This window comes from Streptomyces sp. NPDC001663 (assembly GCF_042893105.1).
Classification (GTDB): Bacteria; Actinomycetota; Actinomycetes; order Streptomycetales; family Streptomycetaceae; genus Streptomyces.
In genome coordinates this window covers 437,978-458,706 of sequence record NZ_JBIAUR010000002.1, presented here as the reverse complement: position 1 = coordinate 458,706, position 20,729 = coordinate 437,978, and the positions used below count along the sequence as shown (strand labels likewise).

At 71.9% G+C, this 20,729-nt stretch carries 18 protein-coding genes; 7 read left to right on the top strand and 11 right to left on the bottom strand.

Translation table 11 applies throughout. From position 1 onward, the window contains the following. The first annotated feature begins 5 nt into the window (after positions 1-5). Both ACFY1L_RS08400 and ACFY1L_RS08395 read left to right on the top strand, forming a co-directional pair. Entirely contained in the window at positions 6-1,409 is a 1,404-nt protein-coding gene (locus ACFY1L_RS08400) for an MFS transporter (RefSeq protein ID WP_388820042.1), read from the top strand. Between the two features lie 48 nt (positions 1,410-1,457). After that, complete coding sequence (locus tag ACFY1L_RS08395) at positions 1,458-2,147, top strand: siderophore-interacting protein (protein WP_388820039.1); 690 nt, start codon at positions 1,458-1,460, stop codon at positions 2,145-2,147. 4 nt (positions 2,148-2,151) lie between these two features. On the opposite strand, the gene ACFY1L_RS08390 is transcribed toward ACFY1L_RS08395, so the two are convergent. The 6 genes from ACFY1L_RS08390 to ACFY1L_RS08365 all read right to left on the bottom strand — a co-directional run bounded on the left by ACFY1L_RS08390 (position 2,152) and on the right by ACFY1L_RS08365 (position 8,221). Further along, positions 2,152-3,120 (bottom strand): hypothetical protein, encoded by a 969-nt coding sequence (locus tag ACFY1L_RS08390; RefSeq protein ID WP_388820036.1) that lies wholly within the window; start codon positions 3,118-3,120, stop codon positions 2,152-2,154. Positions 3,121-3,263: 143 nt separating this feature from the next. After that, positions 3,264-4,253 carry a malate dehydrogenase gene (locus tag ACFY1L_RS08385; RefSeq protein WP_388820033.1) on the bottom strand — a complete coding sequence of 330 codons (990 nt, stop codon included), beginning with the start codon at positions 4,251-4,253 and terminating at the stop codon, positions 3,264-3,266. Between the two features lie 312 nt (positions 4,254-4,565). Further along, complete coding sequence (locus tag ACFY1L_RS08380; RefSeq protein WP_388820030.1) at positions 4,566-5,825, bottom strand: DUF2690 domain-containing protein; 1,260 nt, start codon at positions 5,823-5,825, stop codon at positions 4,566-4,568. Between the two features lie 365 nt (positions 5,826-6,190). Next, positions 6,191-6,649, bottom strand: coding sequence for a helix-turn-helix domain-containing protein (locus tag ACFY1L_RS08375; RefSeq protein WP_388820027.1), 459 nt, complete (start codon positions 6,647-6,649; stop codon positions 6,191-6,193). 206 nt (positions 6,650-6,855) lie between these two features. Further along, complete coding sequence (locus tag ACFY1L_RS08370) at positions 6,856-7,323, bottom strand: DUF3017 domain-containing protein (RefSeq protein WP_388821126.1); 468 nt, start codon at positions 7,321-7,323, stop codon at positions 6,856-6,858. 43 nt (positions 7,324-7,366) lie between these two features. Then, positions 7,367-8,221: a bifunctional methylenetetrahydrofolate dehydrogenase/methenyltetrahydrofolate cyclohydrolase gene (locus ACFY1L_RS08365; protein WP_388820024.1), complete on the bottom strand. Its 855-nt coding sequence runs from the start codon at positions 8,219-8,221 to the stop codon at positions 7,367-7,369. Positions 8,222-8,475: 254 nt separating this feature from the next. On the opposite strand from ACFY1L_RS08365, the gene ACFY1L_RS08360 reads away from it, so the two are divergent. The 3 genes from ACFY1L_RS08360 to ACFY1L_RS08350 all read left to right on the top strand — a co-directional run bounded on the left by ACFY1L_RS08360 (position 8,476) and on the right by ACFY1L_RS08350 (position 11,585). After that, the gene (locus tag ACFY1L_RS08360; protein WP_388820021.1) at positions 8,476-9,153 is read left to right on the top strand and encodes an RDD family protein; all 678 of its coding nucleotides are present in this window, start codon (positions 8,476-8,478) and stop codon (positions 9,151-9,153) included. Between the two features lie 126 nt (positions 9,154-9,279). Continuing rightward, a complete protein-coding gene (locus tag ACFY1L_RS08355; RefSeq protein WP_388820019.1) occupies positions 9,280-10,032 on the top strand; it encodes an FHA domain-containing protein in 753 nt (250 codons plus the stop codon). Then, positions 10,029-11,585, top strand: coding sequence for a protein kinase (locus ACFY1L_RS08350; RefSeq protein WP_388820016.1), 1,557 nt, complete (start codon positions 10,029-10,031; stop codon positions 11,583-11,585). The genes ACFY1L_RS08355 and ACFY1L_RS08350 overlap by 4 nt, the downstream gene beginning before the upstream one ends. A 277-nt stretch (positions 11,586-11,862) precedes the next feature. Here the strand turns inward: ACFY1L_RS08350 and purH are convergent, their stop codons facing one another. After that, a complete protein-coding gene (gene purH / locus ACFY1L_RS08345) occupies positions 11,863-13,428 on the bottom strand; it encodes a bifunctional phosphoribosylaminoimidazolecarboxamide formyltransferase/IMP cyclohydrolase (RefSeq protein ID WP_388820013.1) in 1,566 nt (521 codons plus the stop codon). Beyond that, on the bottom strand, positions 13,425-14,054 hold the full coding sequence (gene purN, locus ACFY1L_RS08340; protein WP_388820010.1) for a phosphoribosylglycinamide formyltransferase: 630 nt from the start codon (positions 14,052-14,054) through the stop codon (positions 13,425-13,427). The genes purH and purN overlap by 4 nt, the downstream gene beginning before the upstream one ends. A 316-nt stretch (positions 14,055-14,370) precedes the next feature. Between purN and ACFY1L_RS08335 the strand changes: the two genes are divergently transcribed. Beyond that, the gene (locus ACFY1L_RS08335) at positions 14,371-15,150 is read left to right on the top strand and encodes a hypothetical protein (protein WP_388820007.1); all 780 of its coding nucleotides are present in this window, start codon (positions 14,371-14,373) and stop codon (positions 15,148-15,150) included. A gap of 41 nt (positions 15,151-15,191) precedes the next feature. Here the strand turns inward: ACFY1L_RS08335 and ACFY1L_RS08330 are convergent, their stop codons facing one another. Beyond that, positions 15,192-17,000, bottom strand: a complete 1,809-nt coding sequence (locus ACFY1L_RS08330; RefSeq protein WP_388821123.1) for a DUF6350 family protein — start codon at positions 16,998-17,000, stop codon at positions 15,192-15,194. Positions 17,001-17,114: 114 nt separating this feature from the next. Between ACFY1L_RS08330 and ACFY1L_RS08325 the strand changes: the two genes are divergently transcribed. Next, positions 17,115-18,179 carry a helix-turn-helix domain-containing protein gene (locus ACFY1L_RS08325; RefSeq protein ID WP_388820005.1) on the top strand — a complete coding sequence of 355 codons (1,065 nt, stop codon included), beginning with the start codon at positions 17,115-17,117 and terminating at the stop codon, positions 18,177-18,179. Positions 18,180-18,269: 90 nt separating this feature from the next. Here the strand turns inward: ACFY1L_RS08325 and sucD are convergent, their stop codons facing one another. Next, positions 18,270-19,154, bottom strand: coding sequence for a succinate--CoA ligase subunit alpha (gene sucD / locus ACFY1L_RS08320; RefSeq protein ID WP_388820002.1), 885 nt, complete (start codon positions 19,152-19,154; stop codon positions 18,270-18,272). Between the two features lie 22 nt (positions 19,155-19,176). Next, on the bottom strand, positions 19,177-20,355 hold the full coding sequence (sucC, locus tag ACFY1L_RS08315) for an ADP-forming succinate--CoA ligase subunit beta (RefSeq protein ID WP_388819999.1): 1,179 nt from the start codon (positions 20,353-20,355) through the stop codon (positions 19,177-19,179). Positions 20,356-20,729: the final 374 nt, after the last annotated feature.

The following is a 20,729-nucleotide window of genomic DNA, read 5'->3' as shown; positions in this document are numbered from 1 at the left end:
GAGCCATGCCCTCGCCTGCCCTGAAACGGTCCACGCTCCTCGCGATGTGCGCCTGCGTCCTGGTCGCCCAGAGCATGGTCGCCGCCATCAACCTCCTGATCCCGCAGCTGAGTTCGTCCTCGCTGCACCCCTCGCACACCGAGATCCTGTGGACGGTCGACGCGTACGTCATCGCCTTCGCCTCCCTCCTCATCCCGGCCGGCGCGCTCGGCGACCGGTACGGCCGCAAGGGCGCCCTGCTCACCGGCCTCGCCCTCTTCGCGACGGGCGCCGCCACCAGCGCACTCGCCCCGGACCCGGCCGTCCTCATCACCGGCCGCGGCATCTCCGGCGTGGGCGCCGCGCTGATCACGCCCGCCACGATGTCGATCCTGATGCACCTGGCCGGCCCCGAGCGCCGGGCGCAGGCCATGGCCTCCTGGACGCTGGCCATCGGTCTCGGCGGCATGGCGGGCAACCTCGGCGGCGGCCTGGTCGGTCAATTCCTCACCTGGCGCACCCTGTTCGGTGCCATGGTCCCGCTGGCCGCACTCCTCGCCCTGGCCGTGGCCCGCACCACGCCCCGCACGGAACGCGCCGCCGGCAACCACCTCGACCCCCTGGGCACCGTGCTCCTCACCGCAGCGCTGGTCGCCGTCCTCTTCGGCATCATCGAGGGCCCGACGTACGGCTGGACCTCCCCGCGCATCCTGGCCGTCTTCGTGGCGGGCGCCCTGCTGACGGCGGCCTTCACCCGCCACGCGCTGCGCTCCCGCACCCCCCTCTTCGACCCGCGCGTCTTCAACTCCCCCCGTCTGCGCGCCACTTCCCTCGGCATGACCACCGGCTTCTTCGGCCTGTTCGCCCTCTTCTTCGTCAACTCGCAGTACCTGCAGGGCGAGAAGGGTTACGGTCCCGCCGTCACCGGCGTCGCGATCGTCCCGCTGATCGTCGGCATGGCGCTCGTCCCGAAGCTGGCGGCACGCTGGGCCTCGCACCCGCGCCCGGTCATCGGCACCGGGCTCGCCCTGATCGGCCTGGGCCTGCTCGGCGCATCCACCGCGGACGCGGGCACGCCCTACCCGGTGTACGCGTGCTGGCTGCTGGTCATCTCGGCCGGCACCGGCCTGTCCATGCCGGCCCTCACCCTCGGCGTCGTCACCTCCCTCCCCGCCCACCAGACGGGCCTCGGCTCCGGGCTCGGCACCTCGGCCCGCGAGGTGGGCGCGGCCCTCGGCGTCGCCGTCACCGGCACCGTCCTCGCCTCCCACCCCGACCTCGCCCACGGCATGGGCCCGGCCCTGCGCACGGTCGCCCTGCTGGTCCTGGCGGCAACGGCGGCGGTGGTCATGGGCTACCGCAACACCGCCGAATCAAGCACTATCGCGTCCGGCCAGAAACGCGTACTGTCGCGTTCGAGCCGCTCATGACCACCCAACTGCCGCCGTACGCCCCCGAGTTCCCCGAGGAGCACCCCCATGCCCACGCTGCTGGACCCGGTCCTGGACCTGCTGATGCTCCGCGGCACCGTCACCGAAGCCGAACCGGTCACCCCCCGCATGCGCCGGCTGCGCATCGAGGGCGACACACTCGCCGGGCTCGACGTCCGCCCCGGGCAGCAGGTGCGCGTCCTGGTCGGCTCCGGGCTGACCCGCCGTACGTACTCCGTGTGGCGCCACGACCCCTCCGGGGCCGTCGAGTTGTGCGTGCTGGACCATGCAGGGGCAGGGCCGGGAGCGCACTGGGGCAGGAGCGTCGCGGTCGGCGAGCGGGTGCGTCTGGGCAGGCCCGAGGGGTCTTTCACGCTCCGTCCCGAGGCCGCCCATCACGTCTTCGTCGGGGAGGAGACGGCGTCCGTCGCCTTCGGGGCGATGCTGGCCGCACTGCCGGAGGGGGCCCGAGTCTCCGGCTGCGTGGAGACCCAGACGAGCGCGGACCGGCTCCCGCTGCCCCACTCCGACCGCCTCGACTGGCTGACCAGGGGCGGGACTTCACTTCCCGACGCGGTACGGCGCCTGGCTCCCGAGCCGGGCGGGATCGCCTACGTCGCCGGGGAGGCCCGCACCGTTCAGCAGGTACGGCAGACACTGGTCCGGGAGTTCGGCTGGGACCGCCGGTCGGTGCTCACCAAGCCGTTCTGGGCGCCGGGCAGGAAGGGGCTCGAATAGCCCTTCAGCCGCACTCCGCCCCCGACGGACAGAAGGAACCCACCGCCATCGCCAGCGGCTCCCGCACCAGGTCGGGATCGAGGTCCTCGGGCCCGCTGGACCGGATCGCGTACAGCGTGCCGTCGGCGGCCCGGAAGCGGTGGTCGATGACCTGGCGGGCGCCCTTGTCCTCGTCGTCGTAGCGATACAACAGCTCCGCCCAGGTGTCCCCGCGGTCCCGCTCGAGGGCCTGGTAGCCGGGCTGCCGGGAGAAGCCGAAGCCGGGGTCGTTCTCGGCGAGTTGCAGCGACGCGTAGGGCGTCTTCTCGGTGACCTCGAAGATCTGCAGCTGGCGGTCGCCGCCGGGAGAGTCGTAGTAGACGACCGGCGCGAGCTCGCCCTGCTTCTGGCGGCGGGTCCAGCCCTGCGGGACGTCGACGGCGTAGCCGATCGGGTCCTGGGCGCGGCGGTAGCCGACCGAGGGCGACGCCGACGGTGACGCCAGGGTCGAGGCCGAGGCGGTGGGCGTGGGGCTCGGCGTCTCGCTCTGCGACGGTGTGGCGGTGACCGTGACGCTGACGCTCGTCGCCGGACCGGCCCCGGTGCCGGTCGAGTTGTCGCGGGTGAGGTACCAGACCCCGGCTCCGGTGCCCGCGCCGAGGACGGCCACGACGGTGAGGGCGATCAGCAGGTTGCCGGGTCCACGGCGGGGAGCCGGTGCGACCTGCGGCGTCGGGACCGTCGTCGGGACGGGCGAGTGGCCCGCTCCCGGGGGCGGCGGCGGAGGCGGGGGCGGCCAGGTCGGCGGGCGGCTGCCGTTCGTGTGCGTCTCGGCGGACGCCCAGGGCGGCGGCGACTGTCCCGCCTGCGTCTCGGCCGACGCCCACGGCGGCACGGCTCCCGACTGACCGCCGGCCCAGGCCGCCTGGCCTCTCTCCTCGCTCGGCTCGTGCTCCGCTCCGGAACCGGAGCTGTAGCCGTCCCATCCGCTCATCGCGAAACCCCCGAATCACCCCACCGGGTATCGCTTCCGACGGTAGCGGCGGAAAAGGGCGCGGGCCCCGTTCCGGTCGGAAACCGGAACAGGGCCCGTGCAGGTTCGTGACAGAGCCGTCGAGAACTCCCGGACGGGGATTCTCAGATGAGGCCGAGACCGCGGACCGCCTCGCGCTCCTCCTCGAGCTCCTTGACGGAGGCGTCGATGCGGGCGCGGGAGAACTCGTTGATGTCCAGGCCCTGGACGATCTCGTACTGGCCGTCCTTGGTGGTGACCGGGAAGGAGGAGATCAGACCCTCCGGGACACCGTAGGAGCCGTCCGACGGGATGCCCATGGAGGTCCAGTCGCCGTCCGCGGTGCCGTTGACCCACGTGTACACGTGGTCGATGGCGGCGTTGGCGGCCGACGCGGCGGAGGAGGCGCCACGGGCCTCGATGATCGCGGCGCCGCGCTTGGCGACGGTCGGGATGAAGTCCTCGGCGAGCCACTTCTCGTCGTTCACGACCTCGGCGGCGTTCTTGCCGGCGACCGTGGCGTGGAAGATGTCCGGGTACTGGGTCGCGGAGTGGTTGCCCCAGATCGTCAGGCGCTTGATGTCGGCGACCGTGGAGCCCGTCTTCTTCGCGAGCTGGGTCAGCGCGCGGTTGTGGTCGAGGCGGGTCATCGCGGTGAAGCGCTCGGCCGGGACGTCCGGGGCGGCGGCCTGCGCGATGAGCGCGTTGGTGTTGGCCGGGTTGCCGACGACCAGGACCTTGATGTCGTCCGCGGCGTGGGCGTTGATGGCCTGGCCCTGCGGCTTGAAGATGCCGCCGTTGGCGGAGAGCAGGTCGCCGCGCTCCATGCCCTTGGTGCGCGGGCGGGCGCCGACGAGGAGGGCCACGTTCGCGCCGTCGAAGGCGACGTTCGGGTCGTCGGTGATGTCGATGCCCTGGAGCAGCGGGAACGCGGAGTCGTCCAGCTCCATGGCGGTGCCCTCGGCGGCCTTCAGCGCGGGCGTGATCTCGAGGAGGCGGAGCTTGACCGGCACGTCCGCGCCGAGCAGCTGGCCGGAGGCGATGCGGAAGAGGAGGGCGTAACCGATCTGGCCGGCCGCGCCGGTGACGGTGACGTTCACGGGAGTGCGGGTCATGGCGTTCTCCGTATGACAGCTGGCGGTGGTCGTCCGGGTGGGACGTACAAATGATCGATCTCTTGGTATCAAGAGAGATCCACCGGTCAGGCTATCGCGCATCCGGGATCTCGGACCGCCGGGTCCGTGTGGCCCGCCCCACAGAGTGAAACGGTACGAAATAAATCCGGCGGCGACGCGAATAGTCGCCCCCATCCCGGGCACGCGAACCGTACCCCCACGGGAGTCCGGCCAAGTCGGTACCCCCACCGGCGGCCGCCTCAGTCCCCCCTCTCCCGGACGGGCGGCCGCCCCCTCTTTTTTTGTCCCGCGCTACTTCGTGCAGCCCTTCTGGCCCGAGGCCAGCGTCGCGCACGCCTTCGCCTCGCCCGCGTCCTTCACGGCGACCATCGGGGTGTAGGCGATGTTGTCGCCGGCCTGCGTGATGCTGTCGTCCTCCTTGGCCTTGCCCGCGGTCACCTGTACGGAGTCACCCTGCGCGGCCTGGGTGATACGGCCCCAAGCCGCGCCGCACGTCTTGCTGTAGCGCACCTCGACGGTGGTCGTGCCGACGGTGGCGGTCTTGGCGGTCGTCACCGCGGCGGCGTCCTTGGTGCAGCCCATGGCCTCCGCGTCCTTGCCGGTGCAGGAGGCGCCGGCGCACTTCACACCGGCCGGGAGGTCGGCGGAGCTGACCGAGGGCGACGGGGAGGCCTTGCCGCCCTCGTTCTTCTTGCCACCGCCGTTGTCGGTCAGGAAGAACACCGCGGCTATGACCACCAGCACGCCGACGACACCCGCGAGGAACATCGTCAGCCTGCGCCGGCCACCACCGCCGCCGGAGGTGCCCCCGCCCGGCCGCGGCCCCTGCGGGGGCTCGCCGAACGGGCTCGGCGTCCCCGGTGTCCAGGCGGGACCGTCGGCCCCGGGTACCGGAGACGACGCGGGAGACGGCGTCGGCGACGCGCCCCCCGGGGCACGCCCGCCGGTCGGCGCCGGCCCCTGGTAACCGGCCAGGCGCCACGAGTTGACGCCGGACGAGCCTGCCGACGAACCGGACCGGTCCTCCGGGGAACCGGACGGGACTCCCGGAAAACCGGTCGAACTCCCCGGAGAAGAGGAGACCTCCGGGCCCCGCGGTGCGTCCTTCGGTGTCGGCTGCGGCGGCACCGTCGGTGCCACTCCCGCCGGTCCTGCCACGCCCGGCGTCGCCGTCGCGCTGCCGGACTTACGGGCCGTCCTGCTGCCCTTGGCGTTCGCCGGAGGCGCACCGAACTCACCGAGCGCGGCGCGCGCCTGGGAGATACGGATGGCCTCCATGGTCATGTCGTGGCGCATCTCCGAACGGCTCCAGGCACGTTCGGCGAGCTCCCACATGGTCGTCAGATGGATCGGGTTGGTACCCGTCACCTCGGCCAGCGCGACGATCGCACCCTTGGGTGCGAGCAGCCGGCCGTTCAGATACCGCTCCCAGGACGTCTTGCTGTAGCCCGTGCGGTCGGCCACCGACGCGATGCTCAGGCCGCTGCGGTCCACGAGCCGGCGCAGCTGGCTCGCGAACTCCCTGACCTGCGGATCGAGTTCATCCGGCAAGGCCCTCCAACGAGGCATTGCTTCCCCCCTCTTCCCCCCGGTTGGTGCTGGTGTTCCTCGCGTTCTCCCGTGCGTGGTGCCGGTTCTGGCTACCCACAGGGATGCGCCCAGTAAGGATCTCAGTTCCCGGGATGGGGGCGCACGGGAGCGTTCGAGCCGCTCGGCATGCACCGTTGCACGCCGACCCGGCCGCGGTCCAGTGTCCCACCGACGACCCCCTCCGCCGCCCGGCCGGACCCGCCCACGCTAGCCCCGACATCGAACAACCCCGTTTCAAGTTCGCGAAGTTGCCAATACTTCGGCACACCGGCCACACATGGACAACCACACACGCCACGGGCGTATTCACCCCACTCATGGGCAACTCACCCGAGGACGAGGGTGCCGACGACCGCGATCAGCACCATGAGGAGGAGCAGCAGTACGGCGTAGAGCAGCAGCCGTCCGCCGGGCCGGCGGCCGCTGTCCTCCTCGGGGGTGTCCCACCAGGGCAGGGTGGGGTCGTCCTCGTACTCGGGCGCGCGCTCGTCACCGGCGGGTTTCGCCGGGCGCGGCCAGGCCTGGACGGCCAGTTCCCAGCGCACGCCGAAGCGTTCGGCGTCCGGGCCGTCGAGGCCCGCGATCCGGCACAGCGCGGTGACGGCCTGCCGGGGCGGCGGCTGGGTGGCGTTGAGGTAGCGGTGCCAGGAGGACTTGCTGTACGCGGTGCGGGCGCCGAGCGCGACGAGGCTGAGCCCCGTCCGGTCCTTGAGGAGCCGCAGCTGCTCCACGAAGTGCCTCACCTCCGGCGGCAGATCGTCCGGCAGCGGCTGCCAGCCGCCCATCGCCCACCTCCACGAATCCCTCGCATTGCCCGCCCTGAGCAGGTGACGACGCCGGACGTCCGTTGGTTCCCGCGTTGCGGAACGGTCACCTCCGTGCCACAGCGCTCTGACAGCCGTTGAACAGGCACTTCACGGTGCAGGAAGGTGGTTCTCGGCGACGGCCCGTCCTTGCTCGGGGGAGAGGACGGGCCGTCGTCGTCGCCGCGTCAGCTGCTCACCGTCAGGTGCAGTGTGTCCTTCAGGAACGGGATCACCAGCCAGGGGTTCGGCTGCACCATCATCGCCAGCAGCACGATCGCCAGACCCAGCACGCCGTAGGTGGCGATGTCCGTGAAGCGGGAGCGTACGGCGAGCATGCCGACGTCGGGCAGGATCCAGCGCAGCAGTGCGCCGGCCACCAGGGCGACGCCGATCAGCAGGGTGCCGACCCGGAAGGCGTCGAGCGCGGTCAACAGCAGGCCGATGGCGACCAGCCCGCAGACGGAGAGGATCGGCCACTGCCGGGCGGGCGCGGGGGCGTCGCCGGGAGCGGCCCGGCCGCCGCCCTCGGGGCGTGCGGTGTCCTTGGTGAACAGCGGGAAGCGGCGCGTGGTGCGGCGCGGCTTCCCCTCGGCGTCCGGCGCGCTGATCGCGTCGCGGACGGTCTCCTCCGCCTGCTCCTCGGGGTCCGGCACCTCGTGCTCGGCGTCCTTCGCGGTCCGCTCGGGGTCCTTCGCCTCAGCCGGCACTGCGCTCCGCCGCCTCGACCACGTTGACGAGCAGCTGGGCGCGGGTCATCGGGCCGACACCGCCGGGGTTCGGCGAGATCCAGCCGGCGACCTCGGCGACGCCCGGGTGGACGTCGCCCACGATCTTCCCCTCGGCGCTGCGCGAGACGCCGACGTCGAGGACGGCCGCGCCCGGCTTCACGTCCTCGGGCCGGATCAGGTGGGCCGAACCGGCGGCCGCGACGATGATGTCCGCACTCTTCAGATGCGAGGACAGGTCACGCGTGCCCGTGTGGCACTGGGTCACGGTCGCGTTCTCGCTGCGGCGGGTCAGCAGCAGCGGCATCGGGCGCCCGATGGTGACACCGCGGCCGACGACCACGACCTCGGCGCCCTTGATCTCCACGCCGTAGCGGCGGAGGAGGGTGAGGACACCGTTGGGGGTGCAGGGCAGCGGGGCGGGCTCGTTGAGCACCAGCCGCCCGAGGTTCATCGGGTGCAGGCCGTCCGCGTCCTTGTCCGGGTCCATCAGCTCCAGGATCCGGTTCTCGTCGATGCCCTTCGGCAGCGGCAGCTGGACGATGTAACCGGTGCACGCCGGGTCCTCGTTGAGCTCCCGTACGACGGCCTCGATCTCCTCCTGCGTGGCCGTGTCCGGCAGTTCGCGCTGGATGGAGGCGATGCCGACCTCGGCGCAGTCGCGGTGCTTTCCGGCGACGTACTTCTGGCTGCCGGGGTCGTCCCCCACGAGGATCGTGCCGAGGCCGGGCGTGACGCCCTTCTCCTTCAGCGCCGCCACGCGGACGGTCAGATCGGACTTGATCGCGGCTGCGGTGGCCTTGCCATCGAGAATCTGGGCGGTCATGTCCCCATCCTCGCGGATGACCGCCCCCCGGTTCCAATCCGGGGCCGCCCGTGCCCTTTGCCCTTCGTTCCTCCATGATCGCCCAGGTTGCACTTGCACAACGCCTGCCGAATGCGGCTGGACAAGGCCTTACCCCACCAACGACGATGAACGGCGCAGTATCGCGGTCCGTGTTGGGGGGCAAACCGCTCATTTTCTGACGTTCCTCCGCGCCATCCGCATCGTCCCCGCAGTGCAACGGAGGAAAACAGGCCATGAGTTTCGGCTCTCCCCAGAACCCGTACGGCCAGCAGCCGCAAAACCCGCAGCAGGGCTACGGCTACCCGCAGCAGCCCGGCGGCCAGCCCGGTCAGCCCGGTTACGGCTACCCGCAGGCCCCGCAGGGCATCCCCCCGCAGCAGGGTTATGGCTACCCGCAGCAGCCCGGTTTCCCCGGCGGCCCCGGTCCCCGGGTCGCCTCGATGGGCCGCCGCTTCGGTGCCCGTGTGATCGACGGGCTGATCCTCGGCGTGATCTACGGCGTCCTCGCCTTCGCCGGCATCGCGGGCGCCGTGAACTCGGTCAACGACTGCGACCCGAACGCCGCCGACTACACCACGTGCGTCAACAACGCCAGCTCGGACTTCGCGGCCAAGTTCGGCGCGATCTTCGGCGCCCTCGCGATCCTCAGCCTCCTCTACGAGTGGCTGATGACCGGTCTGGTCGGCGCGACCCTCGGCAAGATGGCCGTCGGCCTGCGCGTCGTGAAGGCCGACACCGGCCAGAAGCCCGGCCTGGGCTCGGCGTTCATCCGCTGGATCATCCCGGTCGTCGGCAGCTTCGCCTGCGGCATCGGCCAGCTCGTGGTCTACCTGTCCCCGTTCTGGGACAAGTCGGGCCGCCAGCAGGGCTGGCACGACAAGGCCGCGTCCACGATGGTCGTCCAGAACTGACCTCGCGGGCGTCGCGTTCGCGCCATAAATCTTCCAGGGCCGTGTCTCACCCGTACGAGGGGGACACGGCCCTGGTGCGTCCCCCTACTCTGACGTGGGTAGCTGTGAGGCACGGGGAGACGCACCTTGTACAGCATCATCGTGGTACCTCCGCCGACCACGGAGGACGAGCGAAACCGCAACCAGTTCCGGCTCGCGCCCGGCGAAAGGCTCACCTTCGGGCGATCCGCGCAGGACGTGGACGTGACGATCCCGCACGAGGGGGTGTCCCGCAGAGCCGGTGAGATCACCGCGCAGGGCGCCTTCTGGATACTCAGCAACCTCAGCCGCGAGCAGACGTACGTGGTGGAGAACCCGGAGGGCGCGGGCGAGCACATCAAAGTGGGGCCGGGCCGCCTGGACGCCCCCGTCCCCTTCGAGTTCTCGCGGATCGTGCTGCCGGCGGCCGGCGATCTGCTGCCCATCGAGGTGTGGGCGCCGCGCCACGACTATCTGCACTCCGAGGGCGGCCTGGACGGCGCCACCACCGCGCCCGCCTTCTCGGTCGACCGCACCAAGCGCTACTTCGCGGTCCTCGCCGCGCTGTGCGAACCACGGCTGCGGGGCGAACCGCACGCGCCGCTGCCCACCGTGGACCAGGTCGTCGACCGGCTGCGCCCGAACTGGCCCGCCGCGTCCCGCACTTCGGTGCAGTGGAACATCGACTACCTGGCGGTGAAGCTGCGTCTGAAACCCGGCCCGGAGGAGGCCGACCAGGGCCCGCGCCTCAACGGCAAGAAGGAGTCGCTGGTCTCGCTGGCGCTCCGCTTCGACCTGGTCCGGGAGGACGACCTGATCGTCCTGGCCGCCGCGACGTCCGGCCGCCGGGCGGCCCGGTGACCGAGCCGTACGCCGTGCCGGTGCCCAAGGGCTACCGGGTCGGTGTCTGGGAGGTGCGCGAGCCGATCGCGACGGGCGCGTTCGGCAGCGTGTACGAGGGCCGCCGCACCGGCGACCTCGTCGGCGAGGAGCTCCCCCGCACGGCCGCCCTGAAGTTCCTGCCCACCGGCACCGGCACCCCGCGCCAACTGGCCCATCTGCGCGAACTCGTCGACCGCGAGGTCGAGTTGCACCGCCGTCTCAGCCGCCCCCGGCTGATCCGGATGTACGACACCCTCACCGTCGACGACCCCTCCCGCCCCGCCCTCGACGGCGCCACCGTCCTCGTACTGGAGAAGGCGGAGCGCTCCCTGTCCGCGCAGCTGTCCGCGGCGCCCCGCCCGGCCGCCGGGCCCGCGCTGCTCGCGCAGATCTGCGAGGGCCTGGCCCAGCTGCACCGGGCCGGGTGGGTGCACGGCGATCTGAAACCGGCCAACGTGCTGCTGATGAAGGACGGTTCGGCACGGCTTGCGGACTTCAACATGGCCGCGGAACTGGAGGGCACGCACGCGTACACGCCCGCCTTCTCCACGCCGGACTACACCCCGCCGGAGCTGCTGTGGTCGGAGATCGGCGCACGCGGCCGCCAGATCCGCCCCTCCGCCGACGTCTGGGCCTTCGGCGTCCTGGCCCACCTGGTCCTGACCGACTCCTTCCCGCTGCCCGGGGGCACCCCGACGGCCCGCCGCGACGCGGCCGCCGCCTACGCCCGCGGCACCGAGGAGTTGCGCCTGTCGCCCGGGCTCCCCGACGCCTGGCGGGAGATCGTGCGGGACTGCCTGGCCCGTACGCACGCCGACCGCATCGGCACGGACGCGCTGCTGCGGCGCGTCGAGCGGGCGGCCGGGACGGGCCGCTCGCCCCGACTGCCCCGCACCGTGCTGCCCCGCCGGCGCCGCGCCGCGGTGGCGTTGGGCTCGGCGGTCGCGACGGTGGCGATGGCCGCGCTCGGCTACGGCATCAGCAGCTGGGCCGACTCGGGGACGAGGGGCGGCAAGGGTTCGGGGGCCGTGTCGGCCTACGGCGCCTCCGAACTCCGTACGGACAAGGGCGTCCCGGTGCAGTACCGCCGCCTGATCGTCGACTCCGCCCACGACTGCCTGCAGCGGGAGGTCTCCCCGGTCCTCCTCGCGGCGATGCTGAAGGTCGAGAGCGACTTCGACCCGAACCTCTCCGACCCTTCCGCAGGCGCCGAGGGCGAGTACGGCATCGCCCGCTGGACCCCGAGCGTGCTGCGCTGGTGGATCCGCCCGGACGGCGTGGCCGCGTCGGCGACCCCGACCCCGCCTCTGTCCCCCGCCGTGTCCATCCCGGCCATGGGCCGCTACCTGTGCGCCATCGAACCCCGTCTTGAGACCTCCCTGCCGGGCGACCGCCGCGTCCTGCTCGCCGCCGCCTACCGCACCTCGTACAAGAAGGTGAACGCCGCGGGCGGTGTTCCCCCGAAGTACCGCACCTACGCCGCCCGCGTCGCCCACTACCTCAAGGAGTACGCCCCCGACGGCAAGGAGTGACCCTGAGAGTTCTCAGGTACCCGTGACTCCGGTCCCGCGCCACGGTGGAGCGACCACCAGCGTCCATGGAGTTCATGGGGGACAACATGAACATCGCAAGGCCCGCCGCACTGTTCCTCGCGACCGCCGCCCTGATCGCCGGCTCCGCGGCCGCGGCATCCGCCGCCACCCCGGACGGCACCCGCGTGACCGGCCTCCTGTAGTCGCGCCACCGAAGACGAGCGGCCTCCGGCTCCCTCGGGGGAGGGCCGGAGGCCGCCGCACGCGCTGCCGGGGATCAGTGGAAGAAGTGCCGCGTCCCCGTGAAGTACATCGTGACGCCCGCCTTCTTCGCGGCCTCCACGACCAGCTCGTCGCGGACCGAACCGCCGGGCTGGACAACGGCCTTGACGCCGGCCTCGATCAGGATCTCCAGGCCGTCCGGGAAGGGGAAGAACGCGTCCGAGGCGGCGTACGAGCCCTGTGCGCGCTCGGCGCCGGCCCGCTCGACGGCGAGCTTCGCGGAGTCGACGCGGTTGACCTGGCCCATGCCGACGCCGACCGAGGCGCCGTCCTTGGCGAGCAGGATCGCGTTGGACTTGACCGCGCGGCATGCCCTCCAGGCGAAGGACAGCTCGGCCAACTCGTCGGCCGACAGCGCCTCACCCGTCGCCAGCGTCCAGTTGGCCGGGTCGTCGCCGTCCGCCTGGAGGCGGTCCGTGACCTGGAGGAGCGCGCCGCCGTCGATGGGCTTGACCTCGGCGGGGTGGGAGGGCGCGGCCGGGGCCTTCAGCACGCGGATGTTCTTCTTCTTGGCGAGGGCCTCGAGGGCGCCGTCCTCGTAGTCGGGCGCGACGATGACCTCGGTGAAGATCTCGGCGACCTGCTCGGCCATCTCCTTCGAGACCGGGCGGTTGACGGCGATGACGCCGCCGAACGCCGACAGCGGGTCGCAGGCGTGGGCCTTGCGGTGCGCCTCGGCGACGTCCGAACCGGTCGCGATGCCACAGGGGTTGGCGTGCTTGATGATCGCGACGGCCGGCTCGTCGTGGTCGTACGCGGCACGGCGGGCGGCGTCCGTGTCCGTGTAGTTGTTGTACGACATCTCCTTGCCGTGCAGCTGCTCGGCCTCCGCGAGACCGACACCGGTGCCGTCGACGTAGAGCGCGGCGGGCTGGTGCGGGTTCTCGCCGTAGCGCAGGGTGCTCTTGCGCTCCAGGGCGGCAGCGATGAACTCGGGGAACTGGGAGTCGTCGGCGGGCGCGTAGGCGCTCGCGAACCAGCTCGCGACCGCGATGTCGTACTCGGCCGTGTGCCGGAAGGCCTCCGCCGCGAGCCGCTTGCGGGTGGCGAGGTCGAAGCCGCCGTCCTTGACCGCGGCGAGGACGTCCGCGTACCGCGCCGGGCTGGTGACCACGGCGACCGACGGGTGGTTCTTGGCGGCGGCGCGGACCATCGACGGACCGCCGATGTCGATCTGCTCGACGCACTCGTCGGGGGACGCCCCCGAGGCGACGGTCTCGCGGAAGGGGTAGAGGTTGACGACGACGAGGTCGAAGGGGGCCACGCCCAGCTCGTCGAGCTGCTGCCGGTGGCTCTCCAACCGCAGGTCGGCGAGGATGCCCGCGTGCACCTTGGGGTGCAGGGTCTTGACCCGGCCGTCCAGGCACTCGGGGAAGCCGGTGAGCTCCTCGACCTTGGTGACGGGGACGCCCGCGGCGGCGATCTTCGCGGCCGTGGAGCCGGTGGAGACGAGCTCGACACCGGCCTCGTGCAGCCCGCGCGCGAGCTCCTCGAGCCCGGTCTTGTCGTAGACGCTGACGAGCGCCCGGCGAAGGGGCCGCTTGTTGATGTCGGCGGTCACTGGATAACTACCTTTCGTCCCTCAATGCGATAGCCGTTGCGGGCGAGCCGCCCCACGACATCGACGAGCAGCCTTCGCTCGACTTCCTTGATGCGCTCGTGCAGAGCGCTCTCGTCGTCCTCGTTCCGGACCTCCACCACGCCCTGAGCGATGATCGGCCCGGTGTCGACGCCGTCGTCGACGAAGTGGACGGTGCAGCCGGTGACCCTGGCGCCGTACGCGAGCGCGTCACGCACACCGTGGGCTCCGGGAAAACTGGGCAGCAGGGCGGGGTGGGTGTTCACGAACCGCCCGCCGAAGCGGGCCAGGAACTCCTTGCCCACGATCTTCATGAACCCGGCGGAGACCACCAGATCCGGTTCGTACGCGGAGACGGCCTCGGCGAGGGCGGCGTCCCACTCGTCGCGCGTCTCGTGATCCTTGACCCGGCACACGAAGGTCGGCAGCCCGGCACGCTCCGCGCGCGTGAGCCCCTCGATACCGCCGCGGTCGGCGCCGACGGCCACGATCTCGGCGCCGTAGGCCTCACTTCCGGTGGCCGCGATCTCGTCGAGGAGCGCCTGCAGATTGGTGCCGGATCCGGAGACCAGCACGACGAGGCGCTTGACCACGGGCTTGGCGGCCACGGTGGGGCCCTTTCTCGGGGGAGCGTTTCCGTACGGCCGGCGTACGCCGTGCGGTTGTACATTCGTACGAATGCTTCGCGCCCCGGGATACGGGGAAGTCTACGAAGCGGCCGACCGTCAGCAACGATACCGGCACACCGGACGGCCCCCTCGGGACGGGGGCGTGGCCGGAAGGTAGCGTCTGGGAGGAGCCGGATCGGGAACGCGCTTGTCGTGCGGTGCGTTCACGGTGTGACAGCTCTTGCAGGACCAGCCGTATCCACCACGTTCGCCAAGTTCACCAAGCCACGTTCACCAAGGGGAAGACGCTCTCTTGATGTCGGACCGCAGCCTGCGACTCCTCACGCTCCCCCCGCTCCCGGCACAGGGAGGGGAGCGGGACGCCGTGCTGCTGCGGGAGCGGCCGGCCTCGCCGCCGGACGCGCCCTCGGACCGCAAGGACGACGGGCAGGACGGCACCCCGCAGGACGACAACCCGTTCGCGCCGCCGCCTGCGGGCACACCGGACCGCCCCTGGAAGCCGCGCCGTCCGGCAAGCGGTGAGGACGGCGAGGGCTCAGAGAACGACTCGCCCTGGGGCAGCCAGTGGAGCGACCGCCAGCCGGGCCGCTCCCCCGGCGGCTTCGGCGAGCGCCCCGGCGGTCCGGCCCCCGGCCCCGAGGGCCAGGGCGGCAACACCCCCGGTTCGGGCATGCGCTGGGACCCGGCCGACCCCGCCCAGCGCCGCGCGCGCTACTCACTGCTGTGCGGCATGTGGGCCTTCTTCTTCGCCCTCTTCAGCTGGCCGTACGTGGCCCTGCTGCTCGGCGCGCTCTCCCTGTACTGGGGCGGCAGCGCCCTGCGATCGAAGTCCCGCACCCCGGACAACTCGTCCTCGACCCACGATCCGTCCGCGCGCCCCCAGACGACGGCGGCGGTGAGCGGTCTGGTGACGGCCTCCCTGGCCATCGTCCTGGTCGCCGCGAGCTTCACCGCGCAGCTGGTCTACAGCGACTACTACACCTGCACCAACGACGCCCTGACGAACGCGGCGAAGCAGTCCTGCACGCAGCTTCTGCCGAAGGAGCTGCGGGGGCTGCTGGGGACGAACGGCTGACGAGCGGCTGACGAACGGCCGCCGCGCGCGGCGGCCGTCGTTCACGGCTGTTCCGGCGGCTCCGGCTGCGGGTCGGACGCCTTCTTCAGCGCCGCCCAACGGGCCTCCCGGGTGGCGTCGTCGTCGTGCCAGAGAGACAGCGGCTCCGGAAAGGGCTCGACGGGCGGGAAGTCGTACGGCTCGAACGTGTCGTCGTCCTGGCCGGCGCGGTGCTTGTCGCTCCGGACGTAGGGCACGGCGTCCTGGTCGTAGGGCACCGTGTCCTGATCATGGGTCACGGAGGCCGCCGTGTCCGCCGCCTTCGCCGCCGCGTCCTTGCTCCCGGCGCGCTTCCGGTTCCCGAACCACCGGCCGACCGAACCCTTCTCCTCCGGCGCCTCCGACTTCGACGCCTGCGAACCGGGCTTGTCCGACCTGGACCTCTTCTCCGACCTGGTCTTCTCCGGCGTGGAACTCTCCGGCGTGGACTTCTCCGTCCTCGGCTCCACGACCTTGGTCCCGCTCTTCGCTCCGCTCTCCGCGGCCTTCGGCCCGCCCGCCCGGCGCCTCCGGCACCGCCAGGCCCGCAGGACCACCGCCGTCGGGGTGCCCACCACCGTGATCCATGCGAAGGCCGCGCCGCCCGTCTCCCACCACGCCGGGCCGAACCGGGCGAGCGCCGCGACGCCGAGCGGTCCGCCCGCCGAGCCCGCGAGGACGCCGATGGCGCCCGCGCACAGCAGGGCCGCAAGTGCGACGGTTGCGGCGGTCCGCCCGATGCGGGCTCCGTCGCCCGCGTCCCTCCCGGGACCACGCCCCGGCCGCCCTCCGTCCAGCGCGCCCACGAACCATCCGACGGTCAGTCCGGTGGCCACCGGCACCGCCCCGGCGGCCCAGTTGATCCAGCCCCCGGGCCCCGCCTCCGGCACCGCCGCGAGCAGCGGAACCGGCGGCAGCAGGGGCGCCGGCGCCGAGGACAGCGGCCCCACCGCATGCCCCGTGCCGAGCGCGAACCCCGGGCCGAGGGCGTAAGCCGCCCCCCACACCGCCGCGTTGGGCACCAGCGACAGGCACAGCATCAGCACCGCGAAACGGCCCGACCAGCCCTCCGTCAGCTGCAGGAAGAAGCCCCGTGCCGCCGTGCCGTGCCACACCAGCGAGACCCCCACCAGCAGCGACCCGCCCCCGACCAGCACCGCCGTCCCGGCCGCCGCGGCCCGCGCCGCCGTGCCCGGGCGGACGCCGGCGTCCGGGCCGACCACCAGCCACCGCGCTCCGGCGGGGAGCAGCGCCAGCACCGCGTCCACGGCCTCGCGCGGGCGCCCGTACGCCCTCCACACCCCGACCCCGGCCGCCCCCGCGACGACCAGCGGCAGGGACACCACGGTCCACACCCACGACGGCCGCAGCTCACCGCCCGAGGCGTATAGCGCCGCGGCCAGGCCGACGCCGAGGTAACCGAGGACGACGCCCGCCCATGCCGTACCGGCCGGGACGAGCGGTGCGTCCGACCCGTCCTCCGCGCCGCCGTCCACCGCGTCCCGCGCGGCCCGCTGCATCAGCCACGCCGGCAGCACGAGCAGCAGTAGCGGCGTGACGCCCACGGGTGCGGGGACGCCGGAGAGCGTGTCGGTGCGGACGAGTTCGGCGCCGTGGGCGAGGAGCCACAGCGCCGCCGCGACATGCAGTGCGCTGCCGGGCCCGCTGTCGGGATACGGCGAGCTGATCCACAGCGCGATCACGAGCACCGCGAACGACCCGAGCCCCAGCCCGGCGGCCAGTGCGCCGCTCAGGACGCCGGCACCCAGCCCGGGCGGCCGGTCGCGCACGCGGGCGATCAGAGGGGACAACGGCGAGCGGCGGGCGGTCATCTGCGTCACGACGGCCATGCTCCCAACGACACGCGCTTTCCCGTCGTAACAGGCGAACCTCCGAAGTGTCGCTCAATATACGTTTATGTTCTTTTTCGCACGGAAGGGCGCCCCGTGACGCCGATCGCTTCGAGCCCGCTGCCGCCCCCCACGGAACGCCGACGCCTGCGTGAGGCAGGCGCACTGACCCAGGATCAGGTCGCCGCACGGCTCGGCATCGCCGGCAAGACCGTCGCCTCATGGGAGTCCGGCCGTACGACCCCGCGCGGCCGGAAACGGGCGGCCTACCTGGCGCTTCTGGCCGAACTCTCCCGGGCCGAGGCCAAGGTGACGGTGTGTCCGGACAGGCAGCCGGCGGGTCCGTTTCCCGCACCGGCCGCTCCCCTGACGCCCGCTCAGGCCTTCGACGCGCTGTACGCGTTCTGCGCCCCCGCCCTCGTACGGCAGACGTATCTGCTCACCGGGCGGCGCGAACTGGCGCGCGAGTCGGTCGAGCGGGCCTTCCAACTCGCCTGGCAGCGCTGGCCCGAGGTGGCCGTGGACCGGGATCCGGCGGGGTGGGTGCGGGCGACGGCGTACGAGTACGCCCTCTCCCCCTGGCACCGGTTCCGCCCGCGCTTCCGGCAGCCCGACCCGCCGCCCGCCGACAGGGACAGGCGCACGCTGCTGGACGTCCTGCTGAAACTCCCGCCGCCGTACCGCCGCACGCTTCTGCTCTACGACGGTGTCGGCCTCGATCTGCCGGAGACGGCGGCCGAGGCGGAGGCGAGCACACCGGCGACGGCGGGCCGGCTGCTGCACGCGCGCGAGGCGATCGCCGCGCGTCTGCCCGAACTGGGCGACCCGGACGTCCTCCACCGGCGGCTGACCGAACTGGCCTCCACCGAGCGGCTGCGCGCGGCCAGGCCGCCGACCGTGCGCACCGGAGGCGAGCGCCGGGCCCGCTTCTGGGCGCGGGCCGCCATCGCCTTCACCGTGGCCCTGATCGGCACGACGACGCTCACGCTGCGGACGGCTCCGACGCACTACGAGCCTCCGGTGGCCCCGGGGGCGAGGATCGAGGGGGTTCCACCGCGGGCGGCGCAGGGCGCGCTGTCCGCGATGGAGGTGGAGCTGCGCGCGAAACTGCGGCAGGAGATGGTGCCCGGACCGCAGCGGCTCGTACCGCTGACGGGATGATCGACTTTGTGATGCCGACGGGCCCGCCCCCGGGAAGGGAGCGGGCCCGTCGACTCACAGCTGGAAAGCCGCTGTTGAGCCTGCTGTTGTTCAGCCGGCCAGGATCTCGCGAGCCAGCTTCGCCGTCTCGGTCGGCGTCTTGCCGACCTTGACGCCGGCGGCCTCGAGGGCCTCCTTCTTCGCGGCGGCCGTACCGGAGGAGCCGGAGACGATGGCACCGGCGTGGCCCATGGTCTTGCCCTCGGGCGCGGTGAAGCCCGCGACGTAGCCGACGACCGGCTTCGACACGTTCTCCTTGATGAAGGCCGCGGCCCGCTCCTCGGCGTCGCCGCCGATCTCACCGATCATCACGATCAGGTCGGTGTCGGGGTCGGCCTCGAACGCGGCGAGCGCGTCGATGTGCGTCGTACCGATGACCGGGTCGCCACCGATGCCGACGGCGGAGGAGAAGCCGATGTCACGCAGCTCGTACATCATCTGGTACGTCAGCGTGCCGGACTTCGAGACCAGGCCGATACGGCCCGGCTTGGTGATGTCGCCCGGGATGATGCCGGCGTTCGACTGACCCGGGGTGATGAGACCGGGGCAGTTCGGGCCGATGATCCGGGTCTTGTTGCCCTGGGACACGGCGTACGCGTAGAACGCGGCCGAGTCGTGGACCGCGATGCCCTCGGTGATGACGACCGCGAGCGGGATCTCGGCGTCGATCGCCTCGACCACGGCGGCCTTGGCGAAGGCCGGCGGTACGAAGAGGACGGATACGTTCGCGCCCGTCTTCTCGATCGCCTCGGCGACCGTGCCGAAGACCGGGATCTCGTTGCCGTCGATGTCGACCGACGTGCCCGCCTTGCGGGGGTTCACGCCACCGACGATGTTCGTGCCGTCGGCCAGCATGAGCTTGGTGTGCTTCATGCCCGTGGCACCGGTCATGCCCTGGACGATGACCTTGGAGTCCTTGTTGAGGAAGATAGCCATGGCTGTCTGAGTCCCTCTTCCCTTACTTCGCAGCCGCGAGCTCGGCGGCCTTGTCGGCCGCGCCGTCCATGGTGTCCACGCGCTGCACCAGCGGGTGGTTGGCGTCGGAGAGGATCTGACGACCCAGCTCGGCGTTGTTGCCGTCCAGACGCACGACCAGCGGCTTGGTGACGTCCTCGCCGCGGTCCTCCAGGAGCTTCAGGGCCTGCACGATGCCGTTGGCGACCTCGTCGCACGCGGTGATGCCGCCGAAGACGTTGACGAAGACGGACTTGACGTCCGGGTCGCCGAGGATGATCTCCAGGCCGTTCGCCATGACGGCGGCGGAGGCGCCACCGCCGATGTCGAGGAAGTTGGCGGGCTTCACGCCACCGTGGTTCTCACCGGCGTACGCGACGACGTCCAGGGTGCTCATGACGAGACCCGCGCCGTTGCCGATGATGCCGACCTCGCCGTCGAGCTTGACGTAGTTGAGGTTCTTCTCCTTGGCCGCGGCCTCGAGCGGGTTGGCCGACTCCTTGTCCTGGAGGGCCTCGTGCTCCGGCTGGCGGAACTCGGCGTTCTCGTCCAGGGAGACCTTGCCGTCCAGGGCGATGACGTCACCGGAGGCGACCTTGGCCAGCGGGTTGACCTCGACGAGGAGGGCGTCCTCCTTGATGAAGGTGTCCCACAGCTTGACGAGGACGTTCACGACCTTGTCGGCGACCTCGGCCGGGAACTTGGCGGCCGCGACGATCTCGCGGGCCTTCTCCTCGGTGACACCCTCGTTGGCGTCGATCGGGGTCTTGGCGACGGCCTCGGGGCGGGTCTCCGCCACCTCCTCGATCTCCATGCCGCCCTCGACGGACGCGATGGAGAGGAAGGTGCGGTTGGCACGGTCCAGGAGGTAGGAGACGTAGTACTCCTCCACGATCTCCGGGGCCGTCTCGGCGATCATCACCTTGTGGACCGTGTGGCCCTTGATGTCCATGCCGAGGATGTCCGTCGCGCGGGCGACGGCCTCGTCCGGGGTGGCGGCGAGCTTCACGCCACCGGCCTTGCCACGGCCGCCGACCTTCACCTGGGCCTTGACGACAGACTTGCCACCGAGGCGCTCGGTGGCTGCGCGGGCCGCCTCAGGCGTGTCGATGACTTCACCGGCCAGCACCGGTACATCGTGCTTGGCGAAGAGGTCCCTCGCCTGGTACTCGAACAGGTCCACGCGCTTCCGTCCCTATCAGTGATCTCGCGGTTCGTTGGATGCGTGGGCGTGCCGCGAAGGGCAACGTGACGTCCGCTGGTCACAAGGGAGGCGCACACGGTGTCCGAGCGCGCGGCATGTCCGTCTCGCAGGTTATCGCTGCTTGCGGGAGCCCTCTAAATCGCGGGTCACACCTGAGCGGTGATACCTGTCACATGATGCCGCGCTCACTGGCACGGCGTGCCGAATGTGAGGCGCCGGGGAGCTGTGGGACGGGCACAGAGGAAGGGCCTCACCGGGCTGGGGTTTACCCGGTGAGGCCCCCTGTAAAGCCCCGAAGGGGGCTCGGAGCAGTTGATCCCCACCCCAATGGGGATCACCTGGCTCCGTCCGCG

What these genes read in the sequence shown, in the direction of transcription:
- ACFY1L_RS08400 (WP_388820042.1), top strand. Translation starts at nt 6, where the DNA reads ATGCCCTCGCCTGCCCTGAAACGGTCCACGCTCCTCGCGATGTGCGCC.
- ACFY1L_RS08395 (WP_388820039.1), top strand. Translation starts at nt 1,458, where the DNA reads ATGCCCACGCTGCTGGACCCGGTCCTGGACCTGCTGATGCTCCGCGGC.
- ACFY1L_RS08390 (WP_388820036.1), bottom strand. Translation starts at nt 3,120, where the DNA reads ATGAGCGGATGGGACGGCTACAGCTCCGGTTCCGGAGCGGAGCACGAG.
- ACFY1L_RS08385 (WP_388820033.1), bottom strand. Translation starts at nt 4,253, where the DNA reads ATGACCCGCACTCCCGTGAACGTCACCGTCACCGGCGCGGCCGGCCAG.
- ACFY1L_RS08375 (WP_388820027.1), bottom strand. Translation starts at nt 6,649, where the DNA reads ATGGGCGGCTGGCAGCCGCTGCCGGACGATCTGCCGCCGGAGGTGAGG.
- ACFY1L_RS08365 (WP_388820024.1), bottom strand. Translation starts at nt 8,221, where the DNA reads ATGACCGCCCAGATTCTCGATGGCAAGGCCACCGCAGCCGCGATCAAG.
- ACFY1L_RS08360 (WP_388820021.1), top strand. Translation starts at nt 8,476, where the DNA reads ATGAGTTTCGGCTCTCCCCAGAACCCGTACGGCCAGCAGCCGCAAAAC.
- ACFY1L_RS08335 (WP_388820007.1), top strand. Translation starts at nt 14,371, where the DNA reads ATGTCGGACCGCAGCCTGCGACTCCTCACGCTCCCCCCGCTCCCGGCA.
- ACFY1L_RS08330 (WP_388821123.1), bottom strand. Translation starts at nt 17,000, where the DNA reads ATGACCGCCCGCCGCTCGCCGTTGTCCCCTCTGATCGCCCGCGTGCGC.
- sucD (WP_388820002.1), bottom strand. Translation starts at nt 19,154, where the DNA reads ATGGCTATCTTCCTCAACAAGGACTCCAAGGTCATCGTCCAGGGCATG.